This is a genomic window from Gulosibacter hominis (assembly GCF_904842695.1).
Classification (GTDB): domain Bacteria; phylum Actinomycetota; class Actinomycetes; order Actinomycetales; family Microbacteriaceae; genus Gulosibacter; species Gulosibacter hominis.
The window spans coordinates 409,673-432,198 of sequence record NZ_CAJGWQ010000001.1; the positions used below are offsets into that span (position 1 = coordinate 409,673).

Below are 22,526 nucleotides of genomic sequence, written 5' to 3' on the forward strand. Positions count from 1 at the left end.
CGCTACCGACCCGCAATGGCTGCCCGACGGCTGGGGCACCCTCGGTCTGCGGGGTGCCGGCCAGCAAATAGCAGGTTGCCCACTACCCCAGCGCCTCGCCAGCGGCACGCTCGCGCGCATCCACCCGATAGTCAAACCACGAAAACACCAGCGCCACCACGCTCAGCGCCACCAGCACCACCATGCCCCACACATAGGCGTGCCGGTACGCATCCTCACCCCCGGCGGCAGCGTCGACAGGGCCATCTGGCGTCATCCCCGCGGCCGCCAACACCGCATAAAACACCGATGTTGCCACCGCGATGCCCATCGCGTTACCAAGCCGCTGCCCCACCTGCATGAACGAACCGCCCACACCGGCCGCAGCCGGCGGCACATGTTTCATAGTGCGCATCTGGTTCGCCGACATCACCAAGCCCGGCCCAACACCGCCCACCGCGAGCATCGCGGTAAACAGCCACGGCGTGTACGCCACCGGAGCGAACGCCCCGACCAACAACATCCCCAGCAACATCGCCACATAGATCAGCACGCCATAGAACACCATCCGCGCCGCCCAGGTAAACGTGTAGCGGCCAGCCCAGGCCGCAACCACTGCCGAAATCAACGCGTACGGAATCGAAAACGCACCCACGTTCACGGCCGCAAAGCCCAGCCCCTGCTGCGCATACAGCGTCATCAGCAAAAACATCGGCGGCATCACCGCAAACCACAGCGTCGAAATGATCACACCATTGCGATACGACGCCCACCGAAACAGCCCAAAGTCAATTACCGGATTGCGGCCAAGCGCCAAATATCGGCGCTCCCACCACACAAAACCGGCGCCAACGACTGCCGCCGCCAGCAACAACCACCAGCGCTGCGGTGAATCAGCATCGGTACCGGTGGTCAACACGAACGGCAACATCACCAGCAGCACCGTCGCCGCCATCAGTAGCACCCCGACCAGGTCGAGATCGCGGCTGGCTGCACCCTTCGGATGCGCCTGCCGGCCCGGCAGCAACCACACCGCAAACGGCAAAATAATCAGCGCGATCGGCACGTTCATCCCAAACGTCCAACGCCAGCCGAGCTCCTCACCCAGCATGCCAATGAACAGCCCACCGATAGTGGGGCCAAATGCGGTACCGAGCCCAATCGAGGCACCAAAAATACCGAACGCCTTACCGCGCTCGCGCCCCTGAAAAAGGTTCTGGATCAGGCCGATCACCTGCGGCATGAGCATCCCGGCTGCAACACCCTGCACGAGGCGCGCCACCACCAGCGCGGTCGCATCCCACGCCAAAGCACACAGCAGGCTCGCGACCGTGAACGTCCCCAGCCCGATCACAAACATCGCCTTGCGATTCCACAGGTCACCGAGCCGGCCCGAAGGCACCAGCAAAATACCGAACGCGAGCACATATCCGGCCACAATCAGCTGCGCCTGCGAGCTAGTCGCCCCGAGGGTGTGCTCAATCGGGGTCAGTGTGACGTTGACCTTCACCAGGTCGAGAATGATCGCGATAGCTACCGCGACGCACACCGCAAACGCGGGCCAATTATTCGCGGCGGCAGGGGTATCAGTAGGTTTGGGATGCACTGCGCCAGCCTACTCCCTCGCGCAGTAGTGGGGCGCCGGCGTTTGTTTCAGTGTTACCGGCCCACCGACCTACACCTCACGCCCGACGCTAAACCTCGCGCGCGACGCGGCCGCAGCGATCAGCAACCCACTCGAGCGCGAGCTCATAGCCGAGCGTGCCAGCGCCGGCAATCACCGCATCCGCAACCCCCGACACAAACGAGTGGTGCCGAAATTCCTCGCGCCGATGAATGTTTGAAATATGCACCTCGACCGTGGGCAGTTCAGCAAATTCGAGCGCATCCCGAATCGCCACCGAAGTGTGCGTATAGGCCGCCGGATTAATCACAATCGCAGCCATCGACTCGCGCGCCTGCTGAATCGCCTCAACTAGCTCGCCCTCGTGGTTCGACTGCGCAAACGTCAGTTGCAGCCCCAGCAGCTCGGCGCGGCGACGGCAACGGGCTTCAACATCCGCCAGCGTTTCGGCGCCATAGATCTCGGGCTGCCGTTTACCGAGCGTATTGAGATTTGGTCCGTTCAGCACCAGCACACGCGCGTTGTCAGTCATGCTTCGATGCTAGTCGCCGCTGCCCCGGTGTTGCGGTAACCGGGGCAGCGGCGACTGAATTATGAATGCTGGCGCTTATGGATGCTGGCTGGCTACTTACCGTCGCCCACCGCGGCGGCAAGCTCACGTACCTTTTCTTGTTTCGCCTGGTAGTAAGCCTCAATCGATGCCGGGGTGTCACCCATCGAAGCCGGCGGGTTGTCGCCATCCTTCGCACGCCACGCGTTCACGAGCGCTTCCTCGGCTGCATACTGCGCACCGGATGCTTCCTTGAGCAGTTTTTCTTCATCCGGATACATCGGCTTACCAACCTCGGCAACCGGCTCGGTTTTGCGCAGATAGTCGGTGTAGGCCTTCGACTTTTTCGCAGCCTCGCGGAACGGCTCCACAGATTCGCTACACACCTGCGCAAAATCATCCGCGAAGCACTGCTTTTCAAACAGATCCGCGAGCGTGCTGTAGTAGTCGGTGTACATCGAGTCGATCACATCCGCGTACTTGGTGCGGGTGTCCTTGTGGTAGAGGTCGCGGCAGCCCTCAGGCGCGGTGCACTTCCACTCAACCTTGCCGTCATCCGACACGATCGTGCCACCGTTTTCTACCGTGATGGTCTTCGGCAGATCCTTATCGCCGATATCGCGCAGCTTCTGGTTGGCGTCGAGGTAGGGGCCGAGGTTGCCACACAGCGACTCCATCGAGCTGAGCAAATTGTCGCTCTCGTCGAGGAACTCGGTGGCCTTCGCGCGCTCCTTGCCGCTGAGATCAGCCGACTTCTTTTCGGCCTTCTTATACGCCTCGGATGCACGCGCACCCTCGTCCTTCGGCAGCTCGGGGGCCTTGGTGTCAGCGAGCTTCTGGCGCGCATCCTTCGAGGCCTGCACATCAGCGCACATGGATTCAAACTGCTTCTTCTGGTCGGCGCTCATGACAAAAATCGAATCGCGCTTGCCGCCGGCCACCTTCGCAAAATCTTCTGGGCCGGATGCAGCCGCCAGCGCATCCTCGCCCCACGACTGCTCGTAGGCTTTGACCTTTTCGTTGAACGCCTGTGCGAGTTCATCGCCACGCTGCTGGTTTTGCAGGTGCAGGTAAAGCGGCACGAGCACCGCCGCAGCGATGGCGAGCACCGCGATAATCGCGATCGTGACGATCAGCCCCGTGCGGCGCTTCTTCTTGCCGCCGGCCGCTGCCGTTGCGGCGTCAGCCTGATGCGATTTTGATTTGCGGCGACGGCGCTTTTTGTCGCCCGGTTCGCTGTGGTGCGGTTCTTGTTCGTCACCAGAATGCATCGGCACCGGCCCGGCGTTCTGGAACGGCGCCGGGGCGCCGCCCGCGAGATACGGAGCCTGCTGGTAGTCACTCTGCTGGCCGTATTGCTGGTTGTAGGGCTGCTGCTCTTGAGGTGCCTCGCCGTAGGGCTGCTGTGTGAACGCGGCCTGGGTGAACTCGGGCCCGTCTTGGTTTTCGGGCTGCGAGCTGTAGGGCTGGCTGTACTGGTCTGTGCCGCCGTAAGTTTGGGCACCGTATGACTGCGCGCCATAAGTTTGGTTGCCGTCCGGGTGGATGCCGTCTGCTTGGGCGTCATTCGGGTGAGGACCTACCACCTGTTCGCTACCGAACTCATCACGCTGGAAGACCTCGGTGGGCTGGTCATTGGCGGATTTGTCTGCATTCTGCTGCTCGGATGCTGATGCAAACGCGTCGCTTTGGAACGCCTGCGTGTCATAGGCACGGGTAGCGTTTTCGTCGGATTCGCTGCCGAATTTCACGACCGGATCCGCTGCCGCCTCGGGCTCGTCGGGAGTGTTGTGCTGCTCGTGTGTTTCCGGCTGAGCTGCTGCATCCTGCTGCTGCGCCTGTGCTGGAACGTCGCCGAACTGGAAGTTCGGTTCTGGCTGGTCGCTTTGCTCGGCCTGCTGGCCTTCCTCAGGCTGAAGTGGCTGCTCGCCTTGCTGCTGCTCTGGCTGCTCAGGATGCACGACTTCTTGGTCCCGCAGCTCTGGTTGTTCGGGCTGCTGGCTTTCCTCTGCGAGCTCTTGCTGGTTTTCCTGCTCCGGCTGGTGACCTTCCTCAGGCAGCTCTTGTTGCTCGAGCTGGTCTTGCTGCTCCGGCTGGTGGGACGGCTCAACCGAGGCGTTTTTTTCGCCCGCAGCTGCCGCATCCTCGCGACCTGCCGCCGCAAAGCCGGCACCAAAAGCACCCAGATCAGGTAGCGACGGCATCTGGCCAGATGCTGCGTCGTTGCCATTCGCAGCGAAATCGGGCCCCGGGTTGCCAGCGGGCGAGCCAGTCGCAGCCTGGTCATCCTGCCACTGAACCGCACCCCAGGTCGAGCCGAGCTGCTCGGGTTGCTGCGGGTCATCGGGGCGACCACCGCCGCCATTAAAGCCATCGTTCGCACTCATGCTCTCAAGAGTAGTAGTTGTGCCGCTCTCGGCCATGTTCAGCGCAAAATCTCACTCGCCAAGATGACCCGCTGCACGCATCCAGGTTGACCATGATCTGTCGACACCGCACGCAAATCGCGCTACAATTGGGCAGTTCAGAGCAATCTGAACCACAACTCAATAGCGTTGATGCTGTCAGCGCAGCCGCGGGGATGATCGGTTTCGACATTGCTTGCGAAACTGCGTGAAGCGGGTCGAGGACGCGGGGTTATCTCGTTAACGCCCCTCGCAACCAATAAGTGCCAATAACAAGCGCACTGACTTCGCCCTCGCTGCCTAGAGCGCGAGCCCGAGTCCGTCAGCCTAGACTTTGCGTTCGGTCTAGTTCCTGGCGTCGTTGAGAACGCTTGCCGCGAAGCTGCGTCGCAGGGTTTCGTGGGACTTTAACTGTGACTGGGTTTGTCAGCCAGGCCGTTCGTCGCTAGGGCTGGAACCGAGTAACACGTCAGGCGAACTGCACCCGGAGAAGCCGCAGGCTCACAGCGATGGACGGGGGTTCAATTCCCCCCATCTCCACGAACGGCCCCCTGGGTTGCCGACTTCCGCTTGTTTATGCGGTTTTCGGTTTCCCAGGGGGCCGCTTTATGTATCAACCAATGTATTACTTTTTCCCGGTGTTTTTAGCTGCCCGGCAGGCGTCGCATCCCAATCTGAGAACTGGCACGCGCCACTCACTCATGCCTCCAGTGTCGTGGAACGCACCATCTCACCCCACCTCCACACCAAGTGACCCTGTCCCTCACCCCACCTCCACACCAAGTGACCCTGTTATCGGCGAAGTCATCGGGAAATGACCCTGTTACCGGCAAATGACCCTGCAGTAGGAGGGTCATTTCGCAGTTAGAGGGTCATTTGCCGAAAGGTGTGCAACCAGCGGCCGCGTTTTGACAAGGCTCGGGCCACTGTCTACACGGCCGCGGCACCCGGCCGCTGTTCCGCATCCCCGTGCGCCAGCCGCACGCATCCAAGCAGCAAACTCCCCCGCACAAACGACGCGAATTCGCCCGAAAAATCCAGTGTCGGCACGGGAAAATATAGGTGGCGGCTGAACACCACAAATGCGACCGCCACCATCCAAAGGAAGAAGGGCAGATCACATGTCACGCACCTACGTCATCACCGGTTCGGCCTCGGGCATTGGCGCCGCAACCGCACAGATCCTCCGCGACCGCGGCAACAAGGTCATCGGAGTCGACCTCCAGAACGCTGATATCAACGCTGACCTTTCAACCGTCAAGGGTCGTCACGATGCCGCTGCACAAGCCACCGAACTCGCCGGCGGCACTATCGACGCTGTCATCGCTTGCGCCGGCATCTCGGCACCGATCCCCAAGACCGTATCGGTCAACTACTTCGGGGTCGTCGAATTCGTCGAGGCACTGCTGCCCGCGCTCAAGACCTCGGCCGCACCGCGCGTCGCCGTCGTCTCGTCGATGGCCTCGCTGCAGCAGAACGACCCCGACATGGTCGAAGCGATGCTCGCCGGCGACGAAGCCAAGGCTCTCGAAATCGCCGCAAGCCACGTCACCGACGACCCGATGACCGGTTACGTGTCGTACCCGTCATCGAAGCGTGCGCTCTCTCGCTGGGTGCGTCGAGTGTCGATCAGCGACGAGTGGGCCGGCGCCGGTATCCCCGTCAACGCGGTCGCACCCGGCACCGTGCTCACCCCGATGACCGAGCAGCTGCTGTCAACCCCCGAGCAGACCGCCTTCGTTGACAGCCAGGTACCCATGCCGCTCAACTACCACCAGCCGCCTGAGTCGGTTGCCAACGCCCTCATCTGGATGACCAGCGTCGAAAACACCCACATGGCTGGCCAGGTCGTCTACGTCGACGGGGGTGCTGAAGCGACGCTGCGTGGCGAAGATGTCTGGGCCTGGAACGACGCCAACCTCTAACCACCAGCTACATCGCAACCGCGCAAACACGCAGCAATTGCACCGCAAAACCACGGTGGGGTGTGTGTCCGCAACGGGCACGCACCCCACCGGTGTTTTCCTAAGCCGGCAGCCAAACGCCTACCGGCTACTCAACAACCCGGCAATTATCACCACAATCAGAGCTACCAAATAAACCACCGGCCCGCAGCCGCATCCGGTTCGCCGCCACCCACGCATAGCCGCGATCAGCCAGCCCACGCGCCGGCGCCCACGAATACAGTCGCGACCCCCACCGCCAGCCGCACACCGCATCCAGCGCACACAGCACCGCGCCAGCACCACCGACGAGCACGCCCGAAGGATGCCGCAGCCACACGCGAGCCTGCGCCTGCGCAGCCGTCAGACCGCACGCATCCAGCACACCCGGTGTCTCGCTCGAAACACAGCGCACCCAGCCGCGTCTGTCAATCCGCCGCAACCGGCGCACCATCGCCACACAAAACGGGCACCGGCCATCGTAAATGAGCTCCGGCCCGACCATCAGCGCCGCCTACTCGCCAATGTAGCGGCGCGCCGACATGGCCCGCTGCGCCTCACGCTTATCTTGTTTTTCGCGCAGCGCCTGCCGCTTGTCGTACTCGCGCTTACCCTTCGCAACACCGATCTCGACCTTTGCGCGACCGGCCTCATTGAAGTAGAGCTGCAGCGGCACAACCGTGTAACCGCCCTCTCGGGTCTTCGCCGCAATCTTGGTGATCTCGTGCGCGTTCAGCAGCAGCTTCCGCCGCCTGCGGGTGGCATGGTTGTTCCACGAGCCCTGAAAATACTCGGGAATGTGCACGTTTTCGAGCCACACCTCACCGCGGTCGACCATTGCGAATCCGTCGACGAGCGACGCACGCCCCTGCCGCAGGGCTTTCACTTCGGTGCCGTGCAGCACCATGCCTGCCTCGTAGGTGTCTTCAATCGTGTAGTCGTGGCGGGCCTTCCGGTTTGTGGCCACTACCAGGCGACCGTCCTTCTTTGCCTTCGCCATTCAACCAACTTTACACGCGCAGATAGCGTCGAATCGAGATGCTCGATGCCAGCGCGGCCAACCCAACGCCCAGCACGATCAGCACGCCGCACACGATCACCGCATCCGGCCACACGGTCACCAGCTGCAGCGCCGGCATCCGCGGTGACAGGTAGCCCTGAACAAAATAATGCGTACCGGCCAGCACCGCACCCGAAGCCAGCAGCGATCCGATCAGCCCAGAGAACACGCCCTCGAGAATGAACGGCGTTTGAATAAACCCATTGGATGCACCAACCAGGCGCATAATCCGCAGCTCGCGACGGCGCGAAAACGCCGACAGTCGAATCGTTGTCGACACCAGCAGCACGGCCGCCACCAGCATCACAATTGCTACCGAGAGCGCGGTAAACGAGGCCGCATTCAACACCGCAAAAATCGAGTCGAGGAATTGCCGCTGGTCGGTGACCGACTCAACACCGGGCATCCCCGTGATGGTCTGGATGATCACATCCGAATCTTGCGGGTCGACCAGGTTCACCCAATAGGCCTCGTTGAGCTGCTCGGGACGCACGAACGACACCATCGGGTCATCAGCAAACTGCTCAACGAACCGGTCGTAGGCCTCCTGCTGCGACTCAAAATAGTACTGCTGCACATAGGGGGCTAGCGCTCCCCCGCTCAGTTCGGCGGCCACCGCATCGATCTGCTCGGTGGTGGCTTTACCGGCCGCACAGTCGGGCGATGCCGACACCTCGGTACAAAAATCGATCGCCACCTGGGCGCGGTCGTACCAGTAGGTTTTCATCGACTGGATCTGCATCTGGATGAGCCCTGCCGCACCCACGAAGGTGAGCGACACGAACGTCACGAGCACCACCGAGATCACCATTGAGGTGTTGCGACGCAGCCCCTGCCACATCTCATTCATGACAAAGCCGAACATCAGCGCGCCTCCTTTTCGTCGGCGGCTGCCCAGTCGTCAGCCTCTTCTTCGTGTTCGGGCAGTCGCGTTGTGGGCGAGTCGATATCGCCGGGGCGCGCGTCGTTCGGTTTGGCACGCGCGGCGCTGTCTGTGCCGGCAACTCGCTCGGCCATGACCTCGGCGATGGTCGGACGTGCCGGTGCGGCTTCGACCACCTCGGGTGATTCGGGCTCTTCGTAGAGCACAATCTCGGGGGTGTACACGCCGCCGGTTTCGTCACGCACCAGGCGACCTTCGAGCAGTTCAAGCACGCGCTGTTTGGCCTCATCCACGATCGAAACATCGTGTGTGGCCATGATGACGGCGGTGCCATTGCGGTTGATGCGGCGCAGCACGCGCATAATTTCGCGCGAGGTAGCCGGGTCGAGGTTACCGGTGGGCTCGTCGGCAAGCAGAATGGCGGGCTTGTTCACCACGGCGCGGGCGATGGCAACACGCTGCTGCTCACCACCCGACAGCTCGTGCGGGAAGCGGTTTTCTTTGCCGTCGAGGCCGACAGTTTCGAGCACTTCGTTAACGGCCTGCCGAATATGACCGCGACGCTTGCCGATCACTTTTTGGGCGTAGGCAACGTTTTCGTACACGGTTTTGTTGGCCAGCAGCCGAAAGTCTTGGAACACCATGCCGACATTGCGGCGATAGAACGGCACCTTTCGCGACGAAATTTTGCGCAGGTCCTGTCCGAGCACGTGCACGGCTCCCTCGGTAGGAAGATCTTCGAGCAGGATGTGGCGGAGCACGGTTGATTTACCCGAACCTGATGGACCGACGAGAAACACAAACTCGCCGCGGAGGATCTCGAAAGTAACGTCATCGAGTGCCGGGGCGCTCGAGCCCCGGTAGACCTTGGATACCTGGTCGAATCTGATCATGACCTTCCCCAACTTACGCCGGTCTAGTCACGCACACCGCGTGACTCGCGCAAGATTACGGGATGCATAAAAGAATCCGGCAGCGGCCCGCCGGAGTTGCGGAACCGCTGCCGGATTCAATAACGATGATTTAGTGTTCGCGGTCGGAGCTGCGCAGGCGCAGGTTGACGATCGCCGCGACTAGCCCGCCCCACACGGTGAGGATGGCGACCGACATCATGATGATGGCTTCTGCGGTCATGATTCAGAACCTCCTAGTTCGTTTCAGTGTCGGTGGATGCGGGCTGGCCGGCGGCGTGCTTGCCCGGCACGTGACCAGGCGGCACCTTGGTGTCATCAAAGCCGTCGCCGTCCACATCGTCGAGATCGAATTTGCCGGCGAATGCGTCGTCGAAGTCGCGGGTGAGTTCATCCTCGGCGACCTTGATGGCAACGTTGCGGTTCCAAGGCAGCATCGCCAGCACAATGGCGAGCACCACCAGTGCGCCAGCCATACCCCAGCCAAGCACGGCGACCAGCTCAGGCGGGTAGCCGCCATAGACCTCACCCATCTTGACGATGAAGTCGTCAATGAGCACATAGGTGAGGATGAGCGGAACGATCGCGGCGACTGCAACGATCCACCAGGCTCCCGCGCGCACCGACGAGACGCGGGTGAGGTGGGCACTGAGCGTACGCGATTTGCGCGCCACCCACACGACACCAATTACCGACACCAGCGCAGCGGCGAGGATGCCGTACTTGTTGACAAATTCATCCATGATGTCGAGCGCATAGAGACCCGTGGTGGTTGGGAACAGCAGCACCGACATGATCGCCAGCGGCACCACCACGACGATGGTTGACACCGGGCGCGAAAGGTTAAGTTTGTCGCGCACGGCAGCCACGACCACCTCGACAATCGAGATGAGTGATGTGAGCCCGGCAAATAGGAGTGAGCCGAAGAACAGCACACCGATCAGCTGCCCCGCTGGGGCTTCGGAGATGATTGTCGGGAACGCGACGAAGGCGAGCCCGATACCGGCCTGTGCCACCTCATCCACCGCAATGTTCTGCGCGTGCGCCATGAATCCGAGCGCCGAGAACACACCGATACCGGCGAGCAGCTCAAAGCCCGAGTTCGAGAAGGCGACGACCATACCCGAGCCGCTGAGGTCGCTGCGGTGCTTGAGGTAGGAGGCGTAGGTGATCATGATGCCGAAGCCCACCGAAAGCGAGAAGAAGATCTGGCCCACGGCTGCGGCCCACACCTGCGGGCGACCAAGCGCACTCCAGTCGGGGGTGAACAGCGTGTTGAGGCCGTCGGTGGCCCCCGGCAGCAGCAGCGCCTGCACTACCAGCGCGAGGAACATCAGCAGCAGCAGCGGCATGAAGATCAGGTTGGCGCCAGCAATACCGCGTTTGACACCCAGGATGATGATGACCAACACCGCCGCCCACACCAGCAGGTGCGGAACGAGCACGCTGGGTACGAAGTCGAGCCCGATTCCCGGTGCGTCGGCGAGCTGCAGGAAGGTGTCCTCGAAGAAGCCGCCGGCACCGTCGGGGTTTTGTTCCCATGCCTTGGTTGCCGAAAAAATCATGTACATGGCGGCCCAGGCGACAATTACCGCGTAGTAGATGGCGATGATGACGCACACCAGCACCTGCCACCAGCCGATGGTTTCAAGCCACCGCTGGATGCGCGCGAACGACAGCGGCGCCGAGCCGCGGTAGCGGTGGCCGATGGCGTAGTCGAACAGCAGCAGTGGAATACCGGTGACCAGTAGCGCCACGAGATAGGGAATGATGAACGCGCCGCCGCCGTTGTCATAGGCGGTGTACGGGAAGCGCCAAATGTTTCCCAGCCCCACCGCCGAGCCGATGGCCGCGAGAATGAAAAAATTCCGCGATGCGAAAAACTCAGTGCGCCCACCGGAACCGGTGCGCGGACGAGCTGCCTGCTGCTGTGCAGTCATGTTGACTCCTGTGTCGTGCGTAAGCCACGAGTTCACGGGGATGTTCTCGCTCACGGGCCTGCCGCTACACGCGACCGACCCTGGTTCGTGGTAGGCACAGCGTAGCACTTCCTGAGCGTTTGCTGAACGTTTCTTAACGCTCGCGGTGCTGCCTGCGGAGCCCGCTAGCGGCTGCTATTCGGCGGCGGTGTCCTGCTGGCTCGTTTTGCGCCAGCGAATGCCCGCGTTGATGAAGCCGTCAATGTCGCCGTCAAACACCCGATCGGGGTTGGAAGTTTCGAATCCGGAGCGCAGATCTTTCACCATTTTGTAGGGCGCGAGCACGTAGCTGCGCATCTGATCGCCCCAGGACGCGGTGATATTGCCCGCAAGTTCTTTTTTCTTGGCTTCTTCTTCTTCGCGTCGCTGCAGCAGCAGGCGCGATTGCAGCACGCGCATCGCCGCGGCTCGGTTCTGGATCTGTGATTTTTCGTTCTGGCAGCTCACGACGATGCCGGTGGGAAGGTGCGTGATGCGCACCGCCGAGTCGGTGGTGTTCACCGACTGGCCACCGGGCCCGGATGAGCGGTATACATCCACACGGATGTCGTTGTCGGGAATTTCGATGTGCTCGGTCTGTTCGATCAGTGGCACCACTTCAACCGCAGCGAAGCTCGTCTCACGGCTGCCGGCCGAGTTGAACGGGCTCATGCGCACGAGTCGGTGCGTGCCAGCCTCGATCGACAGCGTGCCAAAGGCGTACGGGTGGTCGACCTCGATAGTTGCCGATTTCACTCCGGCCTGTTCGGCGTAGCTCGTGTCGAGCACATTGACGCGGTAGTCGTGCTGCTCGGCCCAGCGGGTATACATGCGCAAGAGCATCTCGGCGAAATCGGCAGCATCCACACCACCAGCGCCCGCGCGGATCGTCATTACGGCCGGGCGCTCATCGAATTCGCCGTCGAGCAGAGTTTGCACTTCGAGGTCACCAATGAGTTTGGTGATGTTTTTCAGTTCGCGTTCTGCCTCGGCTGCAGTTTCGGCATCATTGGCTTCGTTCGCGAGTTCGACCAGCACTTCGAGATCGTCGAGGCGCTGCTCGGTTTGTTCCAGTCGTTTGAGATCGGCCTGGGCGTGCGAGAGCTTGCTTGTGACAAGCTGCGCGTTTTCGGGGTCGTCCCACAGGTCGGGTGCGGCCGCCTGCTGTTCGAGCTCGGCTATCTGGCGTTCGAGCTCGGCGGGATCGAGCACATCGCGAATCTGCCCGAATGTGGTGCGCAGCTGACCGAGTTCGGCCGAAAAATCCAGGTTGATCATGATCGCTCCAGCCTACCGGTATCCGCTTTGGTGGCACCGGTATGCGCGTTCAGTGCCACGCTCTACACCATTAGCCGCCGTCAACCCGGTCGAGCACGGCCCGCGAGGTCACCGTCACCTGCAGCTGCTGTTTCGGGGTTACGAACTGCCCGGTGAAAGGGTTCGTCCACTCGGTGCGGACAGTAACTGTCACCCGATCGCCGTCGACGCGCAGATCAACGAGCTGGTATGCATCCCCGAAATGAGTGAGTTGCGTCTGCGCCGCCTGCCTCGCTGGATGCTGCGCAATGGTGAGCTGTGGGGTCGCGACTGCGGCGGCTGGCGGTGCCACTTCGGCGGTGCCGCTGGCCGCGAGCGCGGCCGCATCCGCCACCGAGTAGAGCCGTTTGTTGGCGAGGTACAGGTCGGCGGCGCTTGCGACGATGAGGGTGGCGACGAGTGCGATCAGAACGTACACCGCGGTGAGGGCGCTGATCGAGCCGCGTTCGGCGGCGAGTTTGTGGGCGTCCGGATGCATTAGGGGCCTTCCGGTGCCGGCGTCTCGGATGCCTGCGGTGCGGTGGCGGCCGGTGCCGTTTGTCCCGTTGCTCCTACCGGCTGTGGCCCGGTGCCTGCCTGCGGGTAGGTGGCGCTTGCCTCCACAGGGATGCCGAGCGCGCCTGCTCCCCCGGGTAAGCCCGGCAGCGGCACCTGTATGCGCACCGTCACGGTGATCGATTGGCCGGCGGTGACCTTCTCGGCGACACAGTTGGGGTTTGGGTGGCAGCGGGTTTCGATGGTGGCCTCGGCGGGATCGATACCGTGGTCGGTGAAGGCGTGGTGCAGATGCGCCTGTGCGAGTGCCTCATTGGCGGCGGCGTTGGCGGCGAGCACTCGCGCGCTGTTGCGGGCGGCGATTTCGCTGGCGAGGGTTGCCTGTTCGAGCCCGACCAGTGTGAGGGTGCCGTAGCTGATCGGTACGAGTAGCAGCACTCCCAGGCCGAGAAATTCGAGGGTTGCCGAACCCCGTTCGTCGCGCATCCGGGCTAGCAAACTATTCCACCGGGGCATGTGCGCTCACCTCGATACCGTTGGGGATACCGACGAGTCCCAGTAGCGGCAGCGGGCTTCGCACCGTGACGGTGACGATGTGGTCGGTGCGGGTGACTTCGATGTGGTCGGCGTACTGGTCACTGAGGGCCGTGTGGATGAGTTCGCTGGTGCGGATGCGGCCATCGGTGTTGCTGGCACCCGAAAGCCCCGCAGCGCGGGCTCCTTCGGCGGCGGCATCCACGAGGGTGGTGCGCACGTGCATCGCGAACGACACCTGTAGCACCGCGAGCAGCAGCAGGGTGAGTAGTGCCGCAACGAGGGTCCATTCAGCAACTGCCGAGCCCCGATCCGTTCCGAGCTGTCGGGCAGCGCCGCGCAGCCGAGTTCGCCGCGCGACCGGCTGCTGCACAGGCGGGTTCACTCGCCGGGCGCGCGCAGGCACGCGCCGGAGCAACCGACGCCGAGCATCCCAGCCCACGCGCACGTTAAAAGTTGCCGGTGACTCGCGACATGGCATCTTCAAACACCTGCGTGAGCAGCGGCCCGGCCAGGGTCCACAGCACGATCACAAGCCCCGCCGACATGAGCGCCACCAGCACCCATCCGGGCACATCGCCCTGTTCGGCGATCAGGCGGCGGTGGATGCACTGGTACAGGCGTGTCTGCCAGCTGCGGCCAGCTGGCTCGATGCGCGATAGCGGTTCGAGTGTGGCTGGTGTGTGGTTCATCGGGTGTCCTTTCGAATGGATGGCGCGTTAGAAGGTGGTGGTGAGAACGAAATAGGAGGGGTAGATGGCGAAGAGCACCGTGACCGGCAAGACGAGCAGCACCAGCGGCACCATCATGGTGATTTCTTTTCGTCCGGCCTGTTCGAGCAGGTCGCGTTTGGCGATCTCTCGCGCATCCTGGGCTTGGGCACGCAGAACCTCAACCAGCGGGGCGCCGCGTTCGAGCGCGGTGACGATGTGGTCGCAGCTGCGTTCCCATGGCCGGTAGCCGAGTTCTCGCGCCACCGTGGTGAGTGCCGAGGCGGTGCTTTCACCTGATTGCACCCGCACTACCGCGCGGGAGATTTCACCAGCGAGCTCGCCGCGACCCGTTCGGCTCACTCGCTGCATGGCCGCGAATATGCCCTCTCCTGCTGAGAGCGAAAGCGACAAAAACTCGAGCACTGTCGGATATTCGTCGGCAATGCGTCGCAGTCGCCGCGTGACACGCACGCGCAGCAGCAGGTCTCGACACGCTGCCCCGACGGCCGCCAGTAGCGGTGGCAGCATGATCGCTGCGGGCAGGTTGCGGCTGCTTTGTTGCAGCAGCGCCGCAGCCAGTAGCCCTCCCAGCGCGAATCCGACCACCGCTGCCGTCGCCTGTTCGGTGCGATAGCGCTCAATGCTCAAGCTGCCACCGGCGCGGCGCAAGCGCTGGGTGAGTTTGTGGTCACTACCGGTGATCGCGGCAATAGCACGCTTTGTGGCGCGCAACACGGGGCTGAACAGCCACCAAATAGCTGGCAGCGTCTCGAGCCGTTTTCGTGCCACATCGTGACGCGCCGCTTCAGAAACATCCACCAGCTGTGGCGCAATGCGCTCGGCAAGCCGCGGTTTGGTCATGGCCGGCAGCATCGAGGCGAGCGTCCACAGGCCGATGCCGAGCATTGCGCCCAGCAGCAGCGCTAGGCCGAGCTGCTCTGTTAGGCGAACCATCGGCCCTCCTCACGGAAGCGGCCGATGCGGGTCATCAGGCGGTAGGTCAGCACCGTGACCGTGAGTCCGCTCAAAATAACGACGGCACCAGCGGGTGTGTTGTAGGCGGCTGCGGCTTCGGGGCGGCTCGCGAGCATGACCAGTACCAGCCACGGTGCGACCACTGCCAAGCGGGCGGCGTTCATCACCCACCCCTGTCGGGCTTCGGCTTCGTGACGCACCGCCTGTTCTTCTCGCAAAAACGTGCCGAGTGAACGCAGCACCACAACCAGCTCGGTACCGCCTACTCGCCGAGCCATCCGCAGTGTTTCAAAGATGCGGTCAGCGGTGGGATCTGCCAGCCGGTCTTTGATCTCGTTCACGGCGTGATCGAATGACCCCGTGGCCCGATACGAACGCGAAAAATAGGCAAAATCATCCCGCAATAGTTCCGGGCCAACCTTTGCCAGCTGCGCGATCGATTCGCCGAGCCCGAGGCCCGACCGCACCGCCGCAATCAGGTGATCGATTGCATCCGGCCACACACCGCGGTGCGCGCGCCGACGCTGCCGCGCCCGCCACTGAATGATCGCCACCGGAATCCAGCCACCGAATACGCCCGCCAATAGCGCCAGCACCGCAATACCGGTTGTGGCCAGCGCTGCAGCCGCGCAAACAATGGCGATGAGCGCGATCGCCACCATAAACGCGACCGGCGGCACCCGCTCGATACCGGCGCGCACGAGCACATCCTCGAAGCGGCGCGCCAGTGAACGCGAAGCGGCTGCCTCGCGCGTGGCGGGATAGCGCAGTGCAACCAGGATGAGCGCCACCCCCGCCCCCATCAAAAGTGTTGGTACCAGCACCTCGTTCATGCCCGCACCCCGCTATAGCCGTAGTTCATCGGTGCGAATGTGCCGCCCTCACCGCTCCACCGAGCCGGTTGCGCGGCAGCCGCGTGCGAGGCGGGCGCCCGCGTCAGTTCATCGGAATCAACCAGCGATACCCGTCCCGGCCGCGGTGCCGGCGCACCGGTGGCGGCAAGCTCACCACCGCTGCGGTCAAATAGCACCACCGCTTCGACCACACCGGCATGCACGGCACCGGTGGGTGCAATGATCTCCCGCACCCGACGCTTGCCCTGCGGCGTCATCTCGAGATGCACCACCAGGTCGATAGTGTTCGCGACAGTGGGTACCACAAAGGATGCGTCAATATTGCGCCCCGCCAAAAGTGGCAGCGTCGATAGCTTCACCAGTGCATCCCGGGCTGAGTTCGCGTGAATCGTGCACATCCCCGGCACGCCCGAGTTGAGCGCAATAATCAGCTCAAGTGCCTCGGCCTCACGCACCTCGCCGACCACGAGCCGATCCGGACGCATCCGTAGCGCCTCTTTCACGAGCCGCCGCAGCGTAATTTCACCGGTTCCTTCCAGTGACGGCTGTCGGCACTGCAGCGCGACCACATCGCGCGCCACCACATCCAGCTCGAAGGTTTCCTCTACTGTGACGATGCGTTCGCGCGCCCCAACCGCCGCCAATAGCGCCGTCACCATAGTTGTTTTCCCGGTATGGGTGGCCCCCGACACCAGCACATTCGCACCGGCAACCACCGCTGACCGCAGCATCGCAGCCGCCTCGGGCGTGAGCGAACCGGCATCCACGAGCGCGTTCAAATCACGCACGCGCCTGCCAAACTTCCGAATATTTATGGATGGATACCGGCGCGCGATTTCGGGAATGACCACGTGCAGTCGCGAACCATCCGGCAGGGATGCATCCACAAACGGGCTCGAAACATCCACCCGCCGCCCGGTTGACTGCAGCATCCGGTCGATGAGGTCACGCAGCTCGTCAGCGGGAATCACCGTGGAGGTCAACTCAGCAACACCGTTGCGGGCAACAAACACCCGGGTTGGTGCGTTCACCCAGATTTCTTCGACCTCGGGGTCGTCGAGATACGGCTGCAGCGCACCGTACCCGGTGATCTGCGCGAGTACCGCCTCAATAACTGCGTGCTCATCGGCAATAATCGGCCCGGTATTCGCAAGGGTGTGCTCCACATAGCCGCGCACCTGTGTGGCCACGAGCTCGCGAGCGTCGGCGCCGCGTCCGAGTTCAATTCCTTCTCGACGCACGCGTTCGCGGACAAGCTGCGTAATTTCTGCAACGGCGGTGTTCACGGGCGCTATCTTGAACGAATTTTGCAACGAGTGCAGAAGTTATCCACAGGCTGGGCCCCAGGCACCACACCAATCCGTTCGCGTACACCGCAAATGCTCAGAGACACCGCTATAGCGGTGTACCCCGGAATTTGCGGTGTACGAGAGAAAGCGCGCAGCCCAGTTCAGTGCTGGAATTGGTACATGAACGCAAACAATGTCCGCCCTGCCGAACCACAGCATCCCGCCGCTGATGCCCACTCGGGCGACCACTCGCAACGGCTGAACTGGTTGCGAGCCGGCGTGCTCGGCGCCAACGACGGCGTGGTCTCAACCGCCGCGCTGGTGGTCGGTGTGGCTGCGGCAACACCCGAGTTCACTCCCCTGCTGATTGCCGGTGTTTCGGCATTGCTGGCCGGCGCGATGTCGATGGCTGTCGGTGAGTACGTCTCGGTATCGACGCAGCGCGACACCGAAAAGGCGCTGATCGCAAAAGAAAGGTGGGAGCTCGAGCAGATGCCCGAGCAGGAGCTTGAAGAGCTCACCCAGCTGTACCAGGCCAAGGGGCTGCAGCGTGAAACCGCGGAGCAGGTTGCCCGCGAACTGCACGAACACGATGCTCTTGCCGCACATCTCGAAACCGAATTGCACATGGGCGGCGAAGATGAACTCACCAATCCCTGGGTCGCTGCTGGCGCATCCGCTCTCGCCTTCACGCTTGGCGCGATCCTGCCGCTTTTGGCAGTGCTGTTCGTGCCCGGCGCAGCAAAAATTCCGGTGACTTTCGCGGTGGTGCTGGTCGCGCTCGGTATCACCGGCTGGCTGTCGGCAAAGCTTGGTCAGGCGCCCGTTCGGCCCGCGGTGCTGCGCGTAATCGGCGGTGGTGCGCTCGCCCTGCTCATCACCTTCGCGATTGGCTCACTGCTGGGCACTTCGGTCGCCTAAGGGATGCGCTGACCGCGGCAGCCGGGCCACCGGCACCACACCCGACCGCTCGGGTACACCGCAAATACTCAGAGACACCGCTATAGCGGTGTACCCCAGCATTTGCGGTGTACCCGAGAAAAAGCGCGCGAGAGAAACTGCGAGCGTTACGCAGCGCGCGAGCAGCGCGCACAGCGGCAGCGGGGGCTCGCTGTTCGTAAGTTCTGCCGCGACCCGCTAAACTGAACTGTCCCTTGAGGGATTCGCGGGCGTGGTGGAATTGGTAGACACGCAGGATTTAGGTTCCTGTGCCTTGCGCGTGGGGGTTCAAGTCCCCCCGCCCGCACACTTGATTCAAACCTCGGCGCACTGCAAAAACGCCCGAGCACTACCCCGCAAACACGCGACGCAACTGCGCCGCGAGCGCCACAAACGCCCGGGACCGATGGCTCACAGCGTTTTTCTCTTCGGCGCTGAGTTCGGCCGCCGCGCGCGTCTCGCCCTCGGGCAGGAAGATCGGGTCGTATCCAAACCCACCGGTTCCGTGGCGTTCGCGCAGCACCGATCCGGGCCATTCCCCGCGCACCGCGATCTCTTCCGCATTCGGCACCACGAGCGCCGCGGCGCACACGAACTTGGCGGCGCGCGCTTCGTCGGGGATATCGGCGAGCTGCCACAGCAGCAGGTCGACATTGTCGGCATCGTCCCGCCCCGGCCCCGACCAGCGCGCCGAAAGAATGCCCGGCGAGCCGCCCATCGCATCCACGCACAGGCCTGAGTCGTCAGCGATTGCGGGCAGTCCGGTGCGGTCGGCCGCATCCCGCGCTTTAATCAGCGCGTTTGCCTCGAATGTCAGGCCGTTTTCGACGGGGCCAGCACCGGTATCGCCGATCAGTTCCAGCCCGAGTTCGTCGAGCACCGGGGCCAGGATGCGTCGCAGCTCGGCAAGCTTGTGGGCATTACGCGACGCAAACACAATTTGCCGAGGCTCGGCCACCTCGCCGTTCATCGGGCGAGCACTTCCTGCTGGATGCGCACGAGCTCTTTGTTGCCGTGCAGTGCCAGGTCGAGCAGCGCATCCAGCTCGCCGCGGTCAAACGGCACACCCTCGGCGGTGCCCTGCACCTCAACAAATTTTCCGCTGCCGGTCATCACCACGTTCATATCGGTTTCGGCGCGCACATCCTCTTCATAGGGCAGATCGAGCATCGGCGTCCCGTCGATAATGCCCACTGAGATCGCGGCAACCGTGTCGGTGAGAACCTCAGCTTTGCGGCCAATGAGTTTTTTACGGCGAGCCCACTCGATCGAGTCGGCCAGAGCCACGAACGCGCCGGTGATGGCGGCAGTGCGAGTGCCACCATCGGCCTGCAGCACATCGCAGTCGACCACGATGGTGTTGTCGCCCAGCGCCTCGGTGTCGATCGCGGCGCGCAGCGAACGGCCGATCAGCCGCGAAATCTCATGCGTGCGGCCACCGATTTTGCCCTTCACCGACTCGCGCTGACTGCGTTCGTTGGTGGCTCGCGGCAGCATGGCATATTCGGCGGTCACCCAGCCGCGGCCCTGCCCGGTGAGCCACTTCGGTACACCGGCGGTGAAGGATGCGGTGCACAGCACGCGGGTGCGGCCAAACGAAATCAGCGCCGATCCCTCAGCCTGCTCGCTCCAGCCTCGCTCGATCGTGATTGGGCGCAGTTCGTTGGCGGCACGCCCATCGGCACGCTTTTTTGTCATTGCGCAGTTTCCTCTCCATCGGTTTTGGTGACCACAGCAGCGGCACCGTGCAGGTTTTCGGTCGGTTCCGGCAGTGTGATTGCGCCGGTGCGGAGTAATTCGACGTGTTCAACACTGGCGCCCAAAAATCGGTTTGCCAGGGTTCGGAAGGCGGCAGTGTTCGCTCCGGTGGCGCGATAGTTATATTTCGGCACCGTACTCGTGTCGTTTAACAGCTGGTGCTCGACCAGCGTCCGGTACACATCCTTGGCAGTTTCGACGTCGCTTGACACCAGCTGTACCTCGGGCCCGAGCACATAGCCGAGCACTCCTTTGAGATAGGGATAGTGGGTGCAGCCGAGCACGACGGTGTCGACTTCGGCCTCCTGCAGCGGCGCGAGATATTCGGTGGCCACGCGCACGACTTCAGCCGAGGTGGTGTCGCCGCGCTCCACAAAATCAACGAAGGCCGGGCAGGCCCGTGCGCTCAGTTGCAGATCGACCGCGGCCGCGAACGCATCCTGGTAGGCACCGGATGCGATGGTTGCTTCGGTGCCGATCACACCCACACGCCCCGAGCGGGTGGCACGCACCGCTGCACGCACAGCCGGTGCGATCACCTCGATTACGGGTATGTCGTAACGTTCGCGGGCGTCGCGCAGCACCGCTGCCGAGGCGGTATTGCAGGCGATAACGAGCATTTTGGCGCCCTCATTGGCGAGCTCGTCGAGAATTTCGAGCGACCAGCGCCGCACATCCGCAATTGATTTTGATCCATAGGGTGTGTGCAGGGTGTCGCCCACATAGGTGATTGATTCGTGAGGCAGCTGCGCCCGGATCTCTCGTGCCACCGTCAATCCGCCGACGCCCGAGTCAAAAATTCCAATGGGTGCGCTACTCACAGCCGACCATCTTACGTCGCATGTCCGATTATCGGCTGCTCGTTCGGCGGCAGGCGCTAGGGTTTTGATATGTCGCAGGCTAATTCGCACACTCCCCTATCCGGCCCGGTTCCAGCGTCAGGCCCGGTTCCAGCATCCACCGCGCTATTAACCGACCACTACGAACTCACCATGGTCGATGCCGCGCTGCAGGATGGCACCGCTGATCGCGAGTGTGTGTTCGAGCTGTTTGCCCGCAAGCTGCCGAACGATCGCCGATACGGCGTTGTCGCTGGCGTCGGGCGGGCGCTCGAGCAGCTCGCGCACTTCCGTTTTGACGATGCCGAGCTCGAATTTTTGCGTGCGCAGCGAGTGGTTTCGGATGCGACCCTCGACTGGCTCGCGAACTACCGGTTTTCGGGTTCGATTCGCGGCTACCGCGAGGGCGAGGTGTATTTTCCGCAATCGCCGCTGCTGGAGGTGCGTTCGAGCTTCGCCGAGGGCGTGGTTCTCGAGACGCTGCTGCTGAGCATCTACAACTACGACTCAGCGGTGGCGTCAGCGGCCGCCCGCATGGTGGGTGCCGCAGATGGCCGCCCGCTTGCCGAGATGGGGTCGCGCCGCACCGGTGAGCGGTCAGCGGTTGCTGCCGCGCGAGCCGCCTATATTGCGGGTTTTGCGGCCACCTCAAATCTCGAGGCGGGCCGCAGCTACGGTGTTCCGACGATGGGCACCGCGGCGCACTCGTGGACGCTGCTGCACGATAGTGAACGGGATGCGTTCGCTGCGCAGATCGCGGCGCTCGGCACCGACACCACCCTGCTGATTGACACCTATGACGTAGCGTCCGCGGTACGCACCGCGATCGAGGTGGCCGGCCCCGAACTTGGCGGCGTGCGGCTCGATTCGGGTGATCTTCCGGTGCTGGTGCGCGAGGTGCGTGAACAGCTGGATGATCTGGGCGCGACCGGCACCAAAATCACCGTGACCAACGACCTGGATGAATTTGCCATCGCAGCGCTGGCGGCCTCGCCCGTCGACTCGTATGGCGTGGGAACGAGCGTGGTCACCGGCTCGGGCGCGGTTGCCTCGGGCATGGTGTACAAGCTGGTTGCCCGCCGCGATGATGCCGGTGAGTGGGTGCCGGTTGCGAAGGCCTCGCCGGGCAAGCGCTCGATTGGCGGAATGAAATATGCGGTGCGGCGGCGCGATGAGCGCGGCGTTGCCACCGGTGAACTGATTTCGGTCGGTGGGCTACCGGTTGGGGATGCGGACGATCGGCCACTGTTTGTTGACCTGGTCACCGACGGTGAGATTGCCACCGAATATACCGGCGCCGAGGGTGTGCAGGCTGCCCGCGAACACTGCGCTGCGGTCTTGCGTGAGCTTCCCCGCACGGCCAGGCGTTTGGGGAATGGCGACCCGGCCATTAACACCTATTTTGTGCATCCCGATGGCACGATGGAGCGCGCCTAGGGCTGGGCTGCAAATAGGCAGCGGCGGCGTGGAAGTTTCACCACGCCGCCGCCGCTATAAAGC

At 63.0% G+C, this 22,526-nt stretch carries 23 protein-coding genes, 1 tRNA gene and 1 other RNA gene; 5 read left to right on the forward strand and 20 right to left on the reverse strand.

Annotation, left to right across the window (positions count from 1 at the left end; all coding sequences use genetic code 11):
- Positions 1–82 precede the first annotated feature (82 nt).
- The 3 genes from JMV54_RS01855 to JMV54_RS01865 all read right to left on the reverse strand — a co-directional run bounded on the left by JMV54_RS01855 (position 83) and on the right by JMV54_RS01865 (position 4,540).
- Positions 83–1,585 carry an MFS transporter gene (locus JMV54_RS01855; protein ID WP_201517160.1) on the reverse strand — a complete coding sequence of 501 codons (1,503 nt, stop codon included), beginning with the start codon at positions 1,583–1,585 and terminating at the stop codon, positions 83–85.
- A gap of 88 nt (positions 1,586–1,673) precedes the next feature.
- Positions 1,674–2,135, reverse strand: a complete 462-nt coding sequence (gene aroQ / locus JMV54_RS01860) for a type II 3-dehydroquinate dehydratase (protein ID WP_201517161.1) — start codon at positions 2,133–2,135, stop codon at positions 1,674–1,676.
- Between the two features lie 92 nt (positions 2,136–2,227).
- Entirely contained in the window at positions 2,228–4,540 is a 2,313-nt protein-coding gene (locus JMV54_RS01865; protein WP_201517162.1) for a hypothetical protein, read from the reverse strand.
- Between the two features lie 190 nt (positions 4,541–4,730).
- On the opposite strand from JMV54_RS01865, the gene ssrA reads away from it, so the two are divergent.
- Positions 4,731–5,101, forward strand: a transfer-messenger RNA (tmRNA) gene (gene ssrA / locus JMV54_RS01870).
- Positions 5,102–5,679: 578 nt separating this feature from the next.
- Entirely contained in the window at positions 5,680–6,483 is an 804-nt protein-coding gene (locus tag JMV54_RS01875) for an SDR family NAD(P)-dependent oxidoreductase (RefSeq protein WP_201517163.1), read from the forward strand.
- A gap of 127 nt (positions 6,484–6,610) precedes the next feature.
- Here JMV54_RS01875 and JMV54_RS01880 read toward each other — a convergent pair whose 3' ends face one another.
- From JMV54_RS01880 to JMV54_RS01945, 14 genes are all read right to left on the reverse strand, one after another.
- Complete coding sequence (locus JMV54_RS01880; protein WP_201517164.1) at positions 6,611–7,006, reverse strand: thiol-disulfide oxidoreductase DCC family protein; 396 nt, start codon at positions 7,004–7,006, stop codon at positions 6,611–6,613.
- Positions 7,007–7,015: 9 nt separating this feature from the next.
- The gene (smpB, locus tag JMV54_RS01885) at positions 7,016–7,501 is read right to left on the reverse strand and encodes an SsrA-binding protein SmpB (RefSeq protein WP_201517165.1); all 486 of its coding nucleotides are present in this window, start codon (positions 7,499–7,501) and stop codon (positions 7,016–7,018) included.
- Between the two features lie 10 nt (positions 7,502–7,511).
- Positions 7,512–8,429, reverse strand: a complete 918-nt coding sequence (ftsX, locus tag JMV54_RS01890; RefSeq protein WP_201517285.1) for a permease-like cell division protein FtsX — start codon at positions 8,427–8,429, stop codon at positions 7,512–7,514.
- The gene (ftsE, locus tag JMV54_RS01895; protein ID WP_201517166.1) at positions 8,426–9,337 is read right to left on the reverse strand and encodes a cell division ATP-binding protein FtsE; all 912 of its coding nucleotides are present in this window, start codon (positions 9,335–9,337) and stop codon (positions 8,426–8,428) included. Before ftsE ends, ftsX begins: the two co-directional genes overlap by 4 nt.
- 130 nt (positions 9,338–9,467) lie before the next feature.
- On the reverse strand, positions 9,468–9,578 hold the full coding sequence (locus JMV54_RS01900) for a methionine/alanine import family NSS transporter small subunit (protein ID WP_201517167.1): 111 nt from the start codon (positions 9,576–9,578) through the stop codon (positions 9,468–9,470).
- A 13-nt stretch (positions 9,579–9,591) separates the two neighbouring features.
- Positions 9,592–11,295, reverse strand: coding sequence for a sodium-dependent transporter (locus JMV54_RS01905; RefSeq protein ID WP_201517168.1), 1,704 nt, complete (start codon positions 11,293–11,295; stop codon positions 9,592–9,594).
- A gap of 174 nt (positions 11,296–11,469) precedes the next feature.
- Positions 11,470–12,591, reverse strand: coding sequence for a peptide chain release factor 2 (gene prfB / locus JMV54_RS01910; protein ID WP_201517169.1), 1,122 nt, complete (start codon positions 12,589–12,591; stop codon positions 11,470–11,472).
- Positions 12,592–12,661: 70 nt separating this feature from the next.
- The gene (locus JMV54_RS01915; RefSeq protein WP_201517170.1) at positions 12,662–13,108 is read right to left on the reverse strand and encodes a hypothetical protein; all 447 of its coding nucleotides are present in this window, start codon (positions 13,106–13,108) and stop codon (positions 12,662–12,664) included.
- Positions 13,108–13,611 carry a pilus assembly protein gene (locus JMV54_RS01920; RefSeq protein WP_201517171.1) on the reverse strand — a complete coding sequence of 168 codons (504 nt, stop codon included), beginning with the start codon at positions 13,609–13,611 and terminating at the stop codon, positions 13,108–13,110. The genes JMV54_RS01915 and JMV54_RS01920 overlap by 1 nt, the downstream gene beginning before the upstream one ends.
- Positions 13,612–13,624: 13 nt before the next feature.
- Positions 13,625–14,032, reverse strand: coding sequence for a TadE/TadG family type IV pilus assembly protein (locus JMV54_RS01925; protein ID WP_230972759.1), 408 nt, complete (start codon positions 14,030–14,032; stop codon positions 13,625–13,627).
- A gap of 76 nt (positions 14,033–14,108) precedes the next feature.
- Positions 14,109–14,351, reverse strand: coding sequence for a hypothetical protein (locus JMV54_RS01930; protein WP_201517294.1), 243 nt, complete (start codon positions 14,349–14,351; stop codon positions 14,109–14,111).
- A 27-nt stretch (positions 14,352–14,378) separates the two neighbouring features.
- The gene (locus tag JMV54_RS01935) at positions 14,379–15,326 is read right to left on the reverse strand and encodes a type II secretion system F family protein (protein WP_201517173.1); all 948 of its coding nucleotides are present in this window, start codon (positions 15,324–15,326) and stop codon (positions 14,379–14,381) included.
- The gene (locus tag JMV54_RS01940; protein WP_201517174.1) at positions 15,314–16,180 is read right to left on the reverse strand and encodes a type II secretion system F family protein; all 867 of its coding nucleotides are present in this window, start codon (positions 16,178–16,180) and stop codon (positions 15,314–15,316) included. The genes JMV54_RS01935 and JMV54_RS01940 overlap by 13 nt, the downstream gene beginning before the upstream one ends.
- Complete coding sequence (locus JMV54_RS01945; RefSeq protein WP_201517175.1) at positions 16,177–17,487, reverse strand: TadA family conjugal transfer-associated ATPase; 1,311 nt, start codon at positions 17,485–17,487, stop codon at positions 16,177–16,179. The genes JMV54_RS01940 and JMV54_RS01945 overlap by 4 nt, the downstream gene beginning before the upstream one ends.
- Positions 17,488–17,670: 183 nt before the next feature.
- Here JMV54_RS01945 and JMV54_RS01950 point away from each other — a divergent pair, with 183 nt between their 5' ends.
- A complete protein-coding gene (locus tag JMV54_RS01950) occupies positions 17,671–18,411 on the forward strand; it encodes a VIT1/CCC1 transporter family protein (RefSeq protein ID WP_201517176.1) in 741 nt (246 codons plus the stop codon).
- A 244-nt stretch (positions 18,412–18,655) separates the two neighbouring features.
- Positions 18,656–18,736 (forward strand) — tRNA-Leu (locus JMV54_RS01955).
- A 42-nt stretch (positions 18,737–18,778) separates the two neighbouring features.
- Here JMV54_RS01955 and rdgB read toward each other — a convergent pair.
- From rdgB to murI, 3 genes are read right to left on the reverse strand one after another with little or no spacing between them, the layout of a single operon-like run.
- Positions 18,779–19,399 (reverse strand): RdgB/HAM1 family non-canonical purine NTP pyrophosphatase, encoded by a 621-nt coding sequence (rdgB, locus tag JMV54_RS01960; RefSeq protein WP_201517177.1) that lies wholly within the window; start codon positions 19,397–19,399, stop codon positions 18,779–18,781.
- Positions 19,396–20,127, reverse strand: coding sequence for a ribonuclease PH (gene rph / locus JMV54_RS01965; RefSeq protein WP_201517178.1), 732 nt, complete (start codon positions 20,125–20,127; stop codon positions 19,396–19,398). The genes rdgB and rph overlap by 4 nt, the downstream gene beginning before the upstream one ends.
- Positions 20,124–21,008 carry a glutamate racemase gene (murI, locus tag JMV54_RS01970; protein ID WP_201517179.1) on the reverse strand — a complete coding sequence of 295 codons (885 nt, stop codon included), beginning with the start codon at positions 21,006–21,008 and terminating at the stop codon, positions 20,124–20,126. Before murI ends, rph begins: the two co-directional genes overlap by 4 nt.
- Positions 21,009–21,179: 171 nt before the next feature.
- Here murI and JMV54_RS01975 point away from each other — a divergent pair, with 171 nt between their 5' ends.
- Positions 21,180–22,463, forward strand: a complete 1,284-nt coding sequence (locus JMV54_RS01975) for a nicotinate phosphoribosyltransferase (protein WP_420842074.1) — start codon at positions 21,180–21,182, stop codon at positions 22,461–22,463.
- Positions 22,464–22,526: the final 63 nt, after the last annotated feature.

What these genes read in the sequence shown, in the direction of transcription:
- JMV54_RS01880 (WP_201517164.1), bottom strand. Translation starts at nt 7,006, where the DNA reads ATGGTCGGGCCGGAGCTCATTTACGATGGCCGGTGCCCGTTTTGTGTG.
- JMV54_RS01865 (WP_201517162.1), bottom strand. Translation starts at nt 4,540, where the DNA reads ATGAGTGCGAACGATGGCTTTAATGGCGGCGGTGGTCGCCCCGATGAC.
- prfB (WP_201517169.1), bottom strand. Translation starts at nt 12,591, where the DNA reads ATGATCAACCTGGATTTTTCGGCCGAACTCGGTCAGCTGCGCACCACA.
- smpB (WP_201517165.1), bottom strand. Translation starts at nt 7,501, where the DNA reads ATGGCGAAGGCAAAGAAGGACGGTCGCCTGGTAGTGGCCACAAACCGG.
- JMV54_RS01935 (WP_201517173.1), bottom strand. Translation starts at nt 15,326, where the DNA reads ATGGTTCGCCTAACAGAGCAGCTCGGCCTAGCGCTGCTGCTGGGCGCA.
- JMV54_RS01940 (WP_201517174.1), bottom strand. Translation starts at nt 16,180, where the DNA reads ATGAACGAGGTGCTGGTACCAACACTTTTGATGGGGGCGGGGGTGGCG.
- JMV54_RS01920 (WP_201517171.1), bottom strand. Translation starts at nt 13,611, where the DNA reads ATGCGCGACGAACGGGGTTCGGCAACCCTCGAATTTCTCGGCCTGGGA.
- ftsE (WP_201517166.1), bottom strand. Translation starts at nt 9,337, where the DNA reads ATGATCAGATTCGACCAGGTATCCAAGGTCTACCGGGGCTCGAGCGCC.
- JMV54_RS01930 (WP_201517294.1), bottom strand. Translation starts at nt 14,351, where the DNA reads ATGAACCACACACCAGCCACACTCGAACCGCTATCGCGCATCGAGCCA.
- JMV54_RS01905 (WP_201517168.1), bottom strand. Translation starts at nt 11,295, where the DNA reads ATGACTGCACAGCAGCAGGCAGCTCGTCCGCGCACCGGTTCCGGTGGG.
- aroQ (WP_201517161.1), bottom strand. Translation starts at nt 2,135, where the DNA reads ATGACTGACAACGCGCGTGTGCTGGTGCTGAACGGACCAAATCTCAAT.
- JMV54_RS01975 (WP_420842074.1), top strand. Translation starts at nt 21,180, where the DNA reads ATGGTCGATGCCGCGCTGCAGGATGGCACCGCTGATCGCGAGTGTGTG.
- JMV54_RS01915 (WP_201517170.1), bottom strand. Translation starts at nt 13,108, where the DNA reads ATGCATCCGGACGCCCACAAACTCGCCGCCGAACGCGGCTCGATCAGC.
- JMV54_RS01950 (WP_201517176.1), top strand. Translation starts at nt 17,671, where the DNA reads ATGAACGCAAACAATGTCCGCCCTGCCGAACCACAGCATCCCGCCGCT.
- rdgB (WP_201517177.1), bottom strand. Translation starts at nt 19,399, where the DNA reads ATGAACGGCGAGGTGGCCGAGCCTCGGCAAATTGTGTTTGCGTCGCGT.
- JMV54_RS01900 (WP_201517167.1), bottom strand. Translation starts at nt 9,578, where the DNA reads ATGACCGCAGAAGCCATCATCATGATGTCGGTCGCCATCCTCACCGTG.
- rph (WP_201517178.1), bottom strand. Translation starts at nt 20,127, where the DNA reads ATGACAAAAAAGCGTGCCGATGGGCGTGCCGCCAACGAACTGCGCCCA.
- JMV54_RS01875 (WP_201517163.1), top strand. Translation starts at nt 5,680, where the DNA reads ATGTCACGCACCTACGTCATCACCGGTTCGGCCTCGGGCATTGGCGCC.